The following is a 12,973-nucleotide window of genomic DNA, read 5'->3' on the forward strand; positions in this document are numbered from 1 at the left end:
TTGATACACCTCGGTCTCACACCCAATTACCAAAGTGCGTCTTTGTATCTAAGACGCGTTCTGATTTGGAATGACCAGTCTTACCAGTTCAATCAATGCGAGTTTGTCCCGCGATTGAAACGAATCGGATATCAGCGAAATTATGTCAGCCGCGATTATTGTTATCCCCTGTTACAACGAAGAAAAACGATTAGAGGTTCTGCAGTTTCGCAAGTATGCGATCAGCCATCCGAACCACCGTTTTTTATTCGTAAATGATGGCAGCAATGACCGGACCGCTTTGATTCTGGACGACTTGAAAGCAGCGGCGCCTGATACATTTGATGTACTGCACCTGTCGCAGAATCAAGGTAAAGCAGAAGCCGTTCGACAGGGAATGCTACAGGCGATGCACGCCGGCGTTGACTATGCCGGGTTCTGGGATGCGGATCTGGCGACACCACTGGATATGATTCCAGAGTTTGCTGCACAACTGGATCAGACCCCTCAGCTCTCAATGGTTATCGGAGCGCGGGTCAAACTTCTGGGCAGACAAATTGAGAGACAACAACTCCGGCATTACCTGGGTCGTACGTTCGCTACCGCAGCCTCGCTGGTTTTGAAACTTCCGATTTATGATTCCCAATGCGGGGCTAAACTGTTCCGTGTTACTCCCCAATGCGAGACGCTGTTTAGCACTCGGTTTATCACAAACTGGATTTTTGATGTGGAACTTCTGGCACGGGCACGCCAACTGGAAACGTTCTATCAATGCCCTGCACTGGAAGAGACGGTTTACGAACTCCCGCTGACCCGCTGGATGGATGTCGCCGGTTCTAAAGTCAAACCGCACGATTTCTTCAAAGCATTTTTTGAGCTGTGTTCAATTTACTGGACCTATCTCAGGCCGTCGATCAAAGTTCCTTTCGCAGAACTATCGGCTGCGTTAGTGAGAGAAGAAACACGCAAAGCTGCGTAAGCACTTTAACTGGGACTATTATCAAACGTATCTAAAAGACAGAGAAGCGTATTCCCTGCCTGACATCCCACAAAAAAACTACGCTCGATAAAGCGCATACGCGACCATGGAATTCAGAGCTGACAGAATAAAGGTCAGAGGAGCTATCACAGCGAAAAGCCACCTGCGACGTGAAGCGACATAGATGACCAATGTCACCAGCATGACAGAAATCACGAGCATACCAGCTAACGTCAGGCTATCCAGCAGGTGATGAAAAAACATCGCTCGAAATGAAATCCCTGGTAAAACGGGCCACATCTTAATCCAGGTCCAGCGATAAGCGGTCCAACTCCCTTTGGATAAAATTAACCAGGAATAAGGATAGTAAGTACAAAACAAAATGACGGGGATGACCACTTTCAATGAGGGTCGTCTTACCGATTGCTTCGCGATGCTATTCATGATGGATATTGAACCAGCTGTTACAGTAATTGCATTTCACATCGCCATGAGGCGAAACATCGATATTGTCTGACAGAGGTGCATTACATTTAGGGCAAGTATAAGATCCCGATTTTTCGCTCACTGATTCGGATCGTTCAAGATTTGCTTTCGGTACAATGCCCTTCACCATGATCGCGCTATAGGCAGTAAAACTCCCAATGGCGATAAAGGGAATCGCGACAAACGACCCGAATACCCGAAAAAACAAGGGGGGAGAGTGAATACTGCCGTAAGATGATAACCACAAAAATCCTAACAGGGAAATTCCAATCCCGGCAAAGACACACCCGATGATCGCTCCAACAAACCTGGCGCCTGTTGTGATATTTTTCTGTAACTCTTCCTGATCGTTCATCTCTCTTTTTCTTTTCCAGATTCAAATCTTTGTCATTTCCGTTTCGAACTTAATCGACCTTCATTCCCTCCACTTTTTCTTTGAAGGCAATATCCTGCAGTAATGCATAACGAACGATATTCAGCGCCAGATTGACTGCATCCTGAGGAATATAACCTGCACAGGCAACCGAAGCCTGCTGCTCCAAAGCACAACTGATATCGTACTTACTATAGATTACAGCCAGATGCCCATCAATTTCAATTCCTTCCAGTAACGGCTCCACTACCAGCGTTTTTGCTTTGAGCGGTTGATTGATATCATCCACTTCCATCTGGCGACGTCTAACCTTTCGAACATCATAGCCGGTCTGTTCTGAAAAGAGTGGATGAGTGATGGGAATGCGTTTCAATTGTTTTGTGGGAAACATCTCGGTCATCAATTGTCGGAAACTCCGATCAAACGGCTGAGAGCCACAACACGAATCAGCAAACAGGACGGCACCATTTTCCAATGCCTGCTTCACAGTCGCGATTTCCGTTTTAGAGAAACTGAACTGACTCCGCCCATGCATGTAAAGCAGCGGGTATTTCATCAGGTTCGGATCACTGGCGGGCAGTATTGGTGTTTTAGTTGAAGCGATCATGCCCGCTTTTTGATTAAGGGCTCTTAACAGGTTGCGCAGCGCACGAGGAGCGGCATCCCAGGTCCCTGTGTGGCGGAGCTTGGCGATTTGCAGAAAACCACGTTCGATCTGATCCTGTGCGCCTCCCTGATTGGCCATTTCTTCCTGATCCAGTTTGTTGGGTGGTTCACGTCCGGTGGCATATGCAACGATATTCGTACCAATCCGAATGGCCCGTGTGATCATGGATACTGCCTGCGGAGAACGTTTTTTAGAAGGAAACCGCATCCACTTGTCCCACAAACAGGCCAGATCATCGGGACAGTAAATAATCGATGTACGGCAGCCAACATCGACTCCATACAGTTCAACGCTTTCCGCATCGAGCAGATATTCACAGCGAAAGACAGGGTGCTCTGCGGTCAGTCTTTTGAGTTGCGCTTCTCCCTGTGGATACATCTTTTTGATCAACTCGCGAAAGCCACGATCAAAGCCAGCTCCGTTGCAGTTATCCACTGCGAAGATGAAGCCCCCCTGCTCGACATACTGCTTCAACATCGCAACTTGTTTTTCATCAAATTGCGGATCATCCAGTCCACTAATAAACAGCACAGGAGCCTGACGGAGTACCTGCACGCCGCCCCCCTGAATGGCAAGTTCCAGGTTCACGGTCTGCCAGGTAAGCAACTTCGGCCAGTCGGGACGGCCTGATAAGGCATCGGTCAAATTCAAGATATCATTCTGATGGTGATTCCAGTTCGGAATGGTTCCCGGCTTCAGATTCACCTGCTGTTTGGTCTTGTATTCCAATTTATTGATCAAGACTGGTGCCAGGCCTTTGGACAGAAACAGCAAGGCAAAACTGGTCCCTAATATGGGGTCAGCTTCCAACCCTCTATTCCTCCAGGCGCCATCGCGTAGAGTTTGTCTTTTGACCAGAAACGCAGCACCTTCCCGATACCAGTCATGCTTGCCGAAGAATCTGGTCCCACTGAGTCGGCCGGCGCGTTCAAGACCATACAGGTAATAAAGTAGCCACGAATTGACGCCGGGATTACTGCCTACAGAAAAATGATTGGCCATCCAGTGAACGGCACGCTCGATCGACTCATCCGCATCTTTTTGATCACAGCAAACGGGAGTCCCATCCGGGTTGATTTCCAACTCATCTCCCAGCATGGAATTGACAATCACCATTGTCGCAATACCGGCAACCGTCATGCTGCCTCTGCTACTGCCGGCTCGTGACTGATAGCCCCAGCCACCGTCTCCGCTTTGCTGTGTGCCCCAATACTGTTTGATTAATCTCCATGTCTTCAGACTGACGGGAACGCCTGCATGAACGGCATCTCTCAGTGCCAGCACTGCATATTGACTGTTACTCCGGTCTGCGACTCCCCCTCCTCCAATGGCCATTCCAGGACCGTAGCTCCAGCCTCCGGCATCGGGCCCTGTTCTCACCTGACTTTTTTCCAGACGTTGTACAAGTGACGAGATCAGGGTTAAATCCCGCTTCCCATCTTTGGCAGCGGCCAGAGCCATGATCACCAAGCTGGCCTGATAGGTTCCTTTAGGGCTGGGCGCCCGCAGTGACCTCAAATACTTTAAACCACGCTGGACGGGTTCATCTTCGGCCGTCATGCCGCAATTGACCAGCGCCATCAAGGCCAGACAGCTCATTCCCACTTTATACGTGCCCCCGGGAACAGGCCACGAGCCATTGTCGTTTTGCTGATTCACCAGAAAAGTCCGTCCCCGTTCGATGGAATCAGCGACCGATTTCGCAGAGAGTTCCTGGGCGGATGCCGTCACCGACGGCTGCAATCCACAGGAAATGCAAATGGCACCTGTTAAGATCCAGCGCAACGCCCGATGCGCGATCTGATGATGTGAACCGTCCATCGCATTTCTCTTTCTATTCCGTGATAAGCTATTCCATGACAAGACTTTTAGACAAAAGCAGACACTGCCATGATCTAGAACTGACATGAAGCCTATTATAGTTCAACAAATATCCTGGCTTACCAATTTTATGCTATTTTTTGTGATCTCAGCCCTTTGGGGACGGTTTTTCTAATTGTATCAGATTTGCTTCTGTAAGACAGGGTCTCTGTTTCTCTTGGCATTTAAGATGACTATAATTGGGTTCCCTGACAGCATATTTTCACATCAGCCAGAAGCGACTGCCGACGTCGAAACAAGTGACAAAGCGATAGAATCAAGTCAGACCAGCTTCATCATTTAATAGAGAGAATGGGTAAACATTGGCTACCGAAAAACGCGACTTCGACGATTTCCTGGAAAAGTTAAAACGCCATCATGATGTTATGGTTGAAGAACTGCATAAAGTCATTATCGGGCAAGATGATGTCATCGAACAAATTATGGCCGCCATCTTCACCGGCGGACATTGCCTGCTGGTCGGGGTGCCCGGACTGGCAAAGACCTTACTGGTAAGTACCATTGCCCGGATTCTCGACTGCGAGTTCAAACGGATTCAGTTTACTCCGGACCTGATGCCATCCGACATCACTGGAACAAACGTGCTGGAAGAAGAAGATTCCGGTCGGCGTTCCTTCCGCTTTGTACAAGGCCCCGTTTTTACGAATATTCTGCTGGCCGATGAAATCAACCGAACCCCTCCTAAGACTCAGGCGGCGTTATTGCAGTCGATGCAAGAGCATGAGGTGACCGTGGGGCAGACGACCTATGATTTACCCGATCCGTTTTTTGTGATTGCCACCCAGAATCCGATTGAGCAGGAAGGAACTTATCCCCTTCCCGAAGCGCAGTTAGACCGTTTCATGTTCAACATCAAAGTGGAATATCCGAATCTGGAAGAGGAAGAAAGAATTCTGGCGTCGACAAGTATCAGCGAAAAACCGGAGATTCGTAAAGTTCTATCAGCGAAATCGATCGTTTATCTGCAACGGCAAATTAATATGATTGAAGTCGGGCCGATGACGATCAACTACGTCACCCGACTCGTACGGGCAACGCGTCCATCAGATGGCTCCGCACCTGCTTTTATCAAACAGATGGTTGACTGGGGCGCCGGCCCTCGTGCCGGGCAATATCTCATTGCCGGTGGAAAAGCGATTGCCGCGATGTCAGGACGAGCGAGCGTTTCATTGAACGATATTCGCCGCGTTGCTGTCCCCGTACTCCGGCACCGGATTTCCACGAATTTCCAGGCGCAGGCGGAAGGAATGGTGACGGAAGACATCGTGGCACGCCTGGTTGAAGAAATTCCTGAGCCAAATATTCCGAAATACGAGTGATCTCTATCAAACGTATTTGGGAGTTTAATAGGCGCTGAGCTCTGCAGAATCATTCAGCTGGTGCTGCAGGACTTTCTGAATTTTCGCTCGTAGATTCCGGATTTTGATGGGCTGAACCAGAATCCGGGAGCGGTCTGTTTTCTTCAGCGTTTTCTTGACACTGGCATTCTTCTCAGACAGAACAAGCACCGCGGCCAGATCGGGATCCATCGCCAGGGCTTTGTTGAATGCTTCAACGGCACCTGCTCCAATGGAATCTTCCATAATAACGACACAGTCGGGGGCATTCTCTTTAATGCGATTCATGGCCCGGTCGAGATCGCTCAGAATCAAAACCCGATAACCATGTTTGGTAAGGTAGTCCCGTAATACGTCCTGATGCTTAGGTCGGTTTTCGACACACAAGACTGTAGGAGGAGCAATCGCCATCTGCAATTCCTGCTCGGCGGCTGTTTTGATTTCTGCTGCCCCTGCCGGTTTGCTGACGGAGTCTGAATCATCAAGCTGAGCACGTACTTCAAGCAAGTCCTGAATCGCCTCGGTTGCTGATTGATAGCGTTCCTGCGGCTGATAGGCCATCAATTTTTCAAGAACATTCACGACAGAAACTGGAAGATTCGGCTCCAGGCTTGTGATGGAGGGAACCTGCGAATAACGTGATGGTCGTTTTCGTTCTTCGATGTCTTTGGTACGCGGAAATGGAGGTTTGCCGCTGAGCAGTTCGTAAAATATGGTGCCGACAAAATAGAGATCACTCCGCAGATCATTACGTGGCGCACCGGTCGACTTTTCTAACGTACCATATTCAACCGCACGCTGATGGGCCTCGCCTGCACCGCTGGCATCGTCTTCGCCAGCCAGTCCAAAATCGATTAACTTCGCCACGCCTTGAATTGACATCAAGACATTCGTGGGCTTCATATCACGGTGCGTGTAACCCAGTCGGTTGGCATATTCCAGACCTTCGCAAATATCGACGGTATAATTGATCGCTTCAGAGGGGGACAATTTCTTGCGGATGGTAATAAAATCTCGCAGATTTCCACCTTCCACAAATTCCATTGTGAAAAAGTGAATGTTGTCCTGAACGCCGACATCAAAGATGGGAACAATATTTTTATGCTGAAACTGCTTGCAGACCTCGGCCTCCCGACGAAACATCTTGACCGTGTCGGGATCCTGAGCCCAGCGTTGCCTGAGGACTTTGACGCCGACCATGCGACCATCAGTCAAAGAAGCAGCCCGATAGACGCGTGCAAAACTGCCCGAGGCGTTCTGGTACATTAGCTTATTATCGCCAAGCACCAAACCTTCAAACTCATTGGTTTTTAAACGACCAGCCTGAAAGGATGTGATCAGATTTTTCCGCTCTAACAAACGGATCAACTTCTCATCATCAGTAGAATTCTCCTGCAGTTCCTGCAGGCAAGCGTCCATCTCTTGTTGTGTCACAAGGCAAAGATCGACGATCTGTTCACTGAGTTTTTTCTTCGGTGACTTCTTATTAAAAAAAATCATTCACGATCCATGATCTGCAGATGCACACCGGGCAATTTATGAGATTTGCTGTAAACCGGACGGAAACAGAACAGGAATATTTGATCAAAATCGCCTGTGCTGTTTCGCGAATAATAAAAAACGGTCTCGTTTACCTGAAATCCAATAGCCTGATGTCATCTCAATATGTAGAAAGAGCCAATGAAAATAATAAAATGACGGCCCTGAAATAGATACAAAATTTAAGTTTCAATGTCCGGAATAAGAATACCTAATTATAACATCAAAAATAGGGGAAGGGAATCAGTGAACACGCGAGCAGAAAAATTTTTTCACTTTTTCTGTGCGGAGATGAGCGTATTCGTTTCATACAGAACAGATTCAGGAGCTGACCAGCAGAGTCCCATATTTCACTGTGCCACATGATAAGGTGGTTTGCAGATTTATCCGGGAACCTACACCTTCGTAATGGAACAAAATCAGGTCTGCTCTTGCCCCGACTTCGAGCCGGATTTCCTCAAACCCTAATAATCGTGCGGGATTCAACCCAGCCATATCGAGTGATTCCTGCAGAGTGATCCCCGCCATATCGATCGCTGTTGTGACACAGGTATCGGTTTCGACACCGGAGCCGGCAAGTAGCTGGCGCTGACCAGCAATGACGATCGGGCCGTCTTCGAGGACTTCCATTTTGACGGAACCCGCGTCATAGATTCCGGGAGGCGAACCCGCCAAACCGGAGGCGTCACAGGTGATGATTGTATTCTCGACCCCTTTAGTTTTAATGATGGTTCTAACCACGCTGGCGGGGAGATGATGCCCATCAGTAATAATACTGGCCATCAAACGGGGCTCGCCCAGTTGCTCCCAGATATAATTCGGATGCCTGCGGAGCGTGCCGTGCGCGCCATTTCCCAGATGTGTGCTTAATCGTGCGCCTGCATCGACGGCTTCGGTGATCTGCTCGGGCTCGGCTGCGGTATGTCCAATCGAGACGACGACTCCTGAAGCGACCGCTTTTTTGATAAAAGGAATGGCATTATCAACCTCGGGGGCTATGGTAAGCAGTCGAATTCGATTCCCAGAAAGCTCCTGTATTTTACAGAATTCATCCCAGTCAGCAGCTCGTACCTGATCTAATGGATGAGCACCACGGGGCCCTTGGATTGGTGAGATGTAGGGACCTTCAAGGTGACAACCGGGGACCATTCGATCGACCCAGTCATATTGATCGCATGCTTCACGAATTGCAGTAAAGCCGCTCACATAGTCATCGAACGAACTGGTGATTAATGTCGGACATAGCCGGGTAATGCCATACTGATAGTGCTTTTCCAGGACATGACAAACTTCATCAGCCGTCAAACCAGGTTTATTAAACCAGATACCGCCGTATCCATTGATCTGCAGGTCAAACATCGAAGGAGCGATAAAAGGCAAGCCTGCTGCTTCAGAATCGGGTAGCAGGTCAATAGAAGCGATTTTATCTCCCTCGATCTTAATGCTGACAGCTTCCAATGTATCGTATCGTCGTCCAACTAACTCCATCAATTGCCTCGAGCTCTTAAACAATTTGAATCGAAATGAAAAAGGTCTTTAACTTTTTTGAGCGGCGGAACTGTTTTATTTAGACTTAGAAAGTATAAGAATTATACTCCGATGTCAAAAAAAGAATTTCCAGAACAATGTCTTATACCATGAAATTCATGCAATTTACAGTGAGGGATATAATGTTTGTGTACTATGCATAAATTCTAAGTATTTTTTAGACAAACAGGTGTTTCCTGACTCCCGAGTGAGTAAAATTGAGTGTCGAACTATTTTTGTTCACTAAACCCAGCTTCTCCTACGGAACTGAGATTCTTCATGTATTTAAAAATGGCCAAACGTGTCTTACTTGAGACAGACAAACGACTTGTCTGGAAGCTGGCTTATAATTTCGGATTCAAAGGCGCACTCTCGGTTCACAAGCACAAAAAACGACTGAAACGCGGTGAGTTTTTTCCCCCGTTCCTTTACATCTCTGTCATCAACAGCTGCAACTTGCGCTGCCAGGGTTGCTGGGTTGATGTCGCCGCGAAGCAGGAAAAAATTGATGTCGAGGCAATGTCGCGTCTGATCAATGAAGCGAAAGAGATGGGGAATTCCTTTTTCGGAATCCTGGGGGGCGAGCCTTTCATGCACCCACAGTTACTGGAAATTCTGGAACGCCACCCCGACTGTTACTTTCAGATTTTTACCAACGGCCAATTCATTACCGATGAAATCGCGAAAAAGCTCCGCAAGCTGGGGAACGCTACTCCCCTGATTAGTGTGGAAGGCAACGAAATCATCAGCAACCAGCGCAGAGGTCGCAATGATGTCTATGAAAAAACCATGCAGGGTATACAGAACTGCCTGAATAATAAATTGCTGACGGGTGTCTGTACCAGCTTGTGTAAATCCAACATTGATGACCTGCTCACCGAAGAATGGATTGATAAGCTGATCGAAATGGGTGTGATGTATACCTGGTATCACATCTATCGCGTAGCCGGACCGGAACCAAATCCTGAACTGGCACTCTCCCCGGAAGAACAGTTACGCGCCCGTAAATTTGTCGTGGAGATGCGTACCAAAAAACCGATTGCTGTGATCGATGCGTATTTTGATCACGAGGGTACTGCCCTCTGCCCGGCTGCGACCGGGCTTAGCCACCACATCAATCCCTGGGGTGACATCGAACCGTGTCCTGTAATTCAGTTTGCCACCGATTCGATTCATGATGAAACCAAAACGCTAAAAGAAAAGTTCGTGCAATCTGAGTTCCTGAAAGATTTCAGACAGGTTGTGCAACAAAACACCCGTGGTTGTATCATTCTGGAACGGCCTGATCTATTGATAGACCTCGTCAACAAACATGGCGCCAAAGATTCCACCGCCCGGAAACAAGCGCTGCAGGAACTACAAAACCTGGAAACACGCACGTCACAATATTCACCCGGAAACGAAGTTCCCGAAAAGAGCTGGGTCTATCGTATCGCGAAGAAATTTTTCTTTAACGATTTCGGCGTCTATCAAGGAACCGATCACAGCCAGACGGCCGCACCGGGTATTCTGGCGAATCGTACCAGTTCCCCAGCCACCTCAAATGATGATCCACCACATTTCATTCCACTGGAAGCGATGAAAAAATGAGACGGGCTGATTTTATGAAAGCGGATCACACAACCAGTTGCCGGTTTACTCTTCGTTCGAAAGATTGACGATCAGAGTCGCATCGGCTGTGGGACGAGATGTTGCTTCGATCACAGGCGTCGATTGAATCAACGTGGCATTCAGTTTCAGTTCCATATTCTGCTTCCACCAGTCGCTGGCATTTTGAATCGTCCACTTCCCGTCAAACTGGCATTCCGAAAGTGCCTGAACGAGTTCTGCTGCGGTCTGCGGTCGCTTAGCAGGATCTTTTTCGAGGCATCTCATTATCATCTGCTCCAGATCCTCTGAGATCGTTTTTCCCAATCGTTGAGAGGGAGACTCCGGCTGCTCCTGGGTATGCTTCATGCAGATCTCGATGATCGAATCCCCATCGAAGACGGTCTTTCCAGTCACTAGATAATAGGCGACGGCCCCGAAGGCATAGAGATCACTACGCGCATCGACTTTATCAGGCTGTTTGATGCCTTCCGGAGAGAGATACATGGGGGTGCCTGCCATCGAATTCGTAGAAGTTAACGAGGCTTGCTCCCGTCCATCGACCGCTTTGACCAGACCAAAATCGAGCAGCTTGATGAAATCATAGACACCTCCGCGATGCGTCAAAAAGATATTGGCGGGTTTCACATCCCGATGAATCACCCCCAATTGATGTGCTTCAGAGAGAGAACCGGCAATTTGTTTCAACAAATGAATCACACGACTTTCCGGCAGGGGACCAAACTGTTTGACCAGATCATCCAGGTTGATTCCTTCCAGTAATTCCATCGCGTAATAAAACACTCCTTCCGGCGTGCGGCCATAATCATAGATGGCAATCGTATTTGGATGATTTAACTGGCTGGTTAACTGCACCTCCCGTTCAAATCGGGCAACGGCTTCATCCGTCGTCTTTTCGATATCTAGAAGTTTAATGGCCGTCGGTCGTCTGAGCATGGCATGATGGCCTCGATAGACAACACCCATCCCCCCTTCACCCAGTTTTTCTCCCAGCGCATACTGTCCTAACTGTTTCGCCTTAATGACAGCACGACGGGTTTCCTGCTCTTTTCTGGCAACGATCACAGTAAAGATAAAGATCGCGACAGACCCGATCATCAGAAGACCAAATAGACCCCAAAAACTGTAGCGCAATAAGTATAGAGGGCGATACGCTTCTGCCATATCCATCTCAGTAACAACACCCATTTCATATTCGGGCAGCCACGTCCAGGCGCCCACAACGGAAACGCCTCGATAATCTCTGTAACCGTTGACATTCACACCACTCTGATTCTGCACAGCTGCGGCAGCCATTTGAGTTAAAGGACGATCAGCCAACCTCAACGTGGGACGATTGCCGCTGACCATATTTACCTGGGGATCTCGGATTTGAATATTCAAAATCGAGTGAGAATCTTCGCGGTCCGGAATCAACCCGATCATTTTTAAATCTTCATCAAAGCGGCTCTGAGATAACATAATTCCCTTTTTGTCGAAGGCGTATGTTTCTCCGGTTTTTCCTGCGCGAGCCACAGACAGAATGCGTGTGAAATGAATATCCGGTCGAATCAACAGAGCCAACGCTGCGATCGGCTTTTCCGCGGCATCATTGACGGGTGCCATCGCCAACATTGTCGGCAGTCCTGCCTTTAATTCACCCGAATCGGTCTGGCGTGCAAACAGGCTCTCGAAAGGCCGCGTGACAGTCGCTTCTCCCAGAGCAACCTTTTTCAAAGCCGATTCCTGAATCGGCAGATCGGCTCTTCCGATCGGTTCGTCTCGTGATGAGGCGATTACTCTCCCACTCAGGCTGAAAATCCCGACATCAAGATATCCCAGATGTTCCAGCTCGGACTCAAATTCAACGCGGAGCTCTGTCAGCGATTTTGAATGGAGTAAGGCTTCACGGTCGTCAGGATTCTGCTGGGCGATTTCGATGAGTTCGACCGTCAATTTCTGAATGCGTGGTTCTTCAGCCAGAACTTCTGCCAGTGACTCTTCTCGCTCCAACCAGATATTCAAAGCTGCCACATCCGCATTGAGAATCGTCTCCAGATTATCAGCAACGGTTTGCTTACTCGACTGTTCCACAACAGAGCGTACAATAAATGCAAGCACCAGCAGCAGAATGGTTCCGGCAATCGGCCAAATCCACATAGTTCCCTTCAAAAAAAGTTTGGATCGGGAAAAGGAATTCAAAAACGACTGGGAAAAAGATCTGCCCAGAGAAGACTTTGACGCATTCATAAAAAAGATCGATCTCAGAGAATTCTGATGAGTGACACTTGCCTGAATTCGGAACCTTGGGGAGTAAAGATTGTGGAAAAACGCCCGCGACGTTTTTTTGAAACGAGGTACCCACTTTTGATTGTGCCATGTTCCATGACAGGCTTCAAGAACCGAATGGACTTTCTTTGGGAACCGGCCCATCTCAACATCGGAGCTAATGCAAATTTGTCACTCTATTAAAAAAAGCCGTGCCTCCAGGAGGTCACGACTTTTTTAGTATTGCTGTCACAACATTGCGACGGTGGGGTCGCTGCAAGAAGGACGCGAATCGGGTAGTGCCTGGCACTCACCACTAATGATTCCGGTCCATGCTAAGTTTTAGGATC

General features: G+C 48.4%; 9 protein-coding genes. 3 read left to right on the forward strand and 6 right to left on the reverse strand.

Annotated elements, in window-relative coordinates; genetic code table 11:
• Positions 1-142: 142 nt before the first annotated feature.
• Positions 143-958, forward strand: a complete 816-nt coding sequence (locus AAC022_RS01150) for a dolichyl-phosphate beta-glucosyltransferase (protein ID WP_339727164.1) — start codon at positions 143-145, stop codon at positions 956-958.
• Positions 959-1,036: 78 nt separating this feature from the next.
• On the opposite strand, the gene AAC022_RS01155 is transcribed toward AAC022_RS01150, so the two are convergent.
• The 3 genes from AAC022_RS01155 to AAC022_RS01165 are packed head-to-tail and all read right to left on the reverse strand — an operon-like array spanning position 1,037 to position 4,305.
• Positions 1,037-1,402: a hypothetical protein gene (locus AAC022_RS01155; RefSeq protein WP_339727166.1), complete on the reverse strand. Its 366-nt coding sequence runs from the start codon at positions 1,400-1,402 to the stop codon at positions 1,037-1,039.
• A complete protein-coding gene (locus tag AAC022_RS01160; protein WP_339727169.1) occupies positions 1,395-1,799 on the reverse strand; it encodes a hypothetical protein in 405 nt (134 codons plus the stop codon). Before AAC022_RS01160 ends, AAC022_RS01155 begins: the two co-directional genes overlap by 8 nt.
• 49 nt (positions 1,800-1,848) lie before the next feature.
• On the reverse strand, positions 1,849-4,305 hold the full coding sequence (locus AAC022_RS01165) for a DUF4159 domain-containing protein (RefSeq protein ID WP_339727172.1): 2,457 nt from the start codon (positions 4,303-4,305) through the stop codon (positions 1,849-1,851).
• 362 nt (positions 4,306-4,667) lie between these two features.
• Here AAC022_RS01165 and AAC022_RS01170 point away from each other — a divergent pair, with 362 nt between their 5' ends.
• Positions 4,668-5,684, forward strand: coding sequence for a MoxR family ATPase (locus tag AAC022_RS01170; protein WP_339727175.1), 1,017 nt, complete (start codon positions 4,668-4,670; stop codon positions 5,682-5,684).
• Between the two features lie 24 nt (positions 5,685-5,708).
• Here the strand turns inward: AAC022_RS01170 and AAC022_RS01175 are convergent, their stop codons facing one another.
• Entirely contained in the window at positions 5,709-7,202 is a 1,494-nt protein-coding gene (locus AAC022_RS01175; protein ID WP_339727178.1) for a protein kinase, read from the reverse strand.
• Positions 7,203-7,562: 360 nt separating this feature from the next.
• Complete coding sequence (locus AAC022_RS01180; protein ID WP_339727180.1) at positions 7,563-8,729, reverse strand: amidohydrolase family protein; 1,167 nt, start codon at positions 8,727-8,729, stop codon at positions 7,563-7,565.
• A 318-nt stretch (positions 8,730-9,047) separates the two neighbouring features.
• On the opposite strand from AAC022_RS01180, the gene AAC022_RS01185 reads away from it, so the two are divergent.
• Positions 9,048-10,358 (forward strand): radical SAM/SPASM domain-containing protein, encoded by a 1,311-nt coding sequence (locus tag AAC022_RS01185; protein ID WP_339727182.1) that lies wholly within the window; start codon positions 9,048-9,050, stop codon positions 10,356-10,358.
• Positions 10,359-10,403: 45 nt separating this feature from the next.
• On the opposite strand, the gene AAC022_RS01190 is transcribed toward AAC022_RS01185, so the two are convergent.
• Positions 10,404-12,515 carry a serine/threonine protein kinase gene (locus AAC022_RS01190; RefSeq protein WP_339727185.1) on the reverse strand — a complete coding sequence of 704 codons (2,112 nt, stop codon included), beginning with the start codon at positions 12,513-12,515 and terminating at the stop codon, positions 10,404-10,406.
• Positions 12,516-12,973: the final 458 nt, after the last annotated feature.

The sequence above is a fragment of the uncultured Gimesia sp. genome, assembly GCF_963976445.1.
Classification (GTDB): Bacteria; Planctomycetota; Planctomycetia; order Planctomycetales; family Planctomycetaceae; genus Gimesia.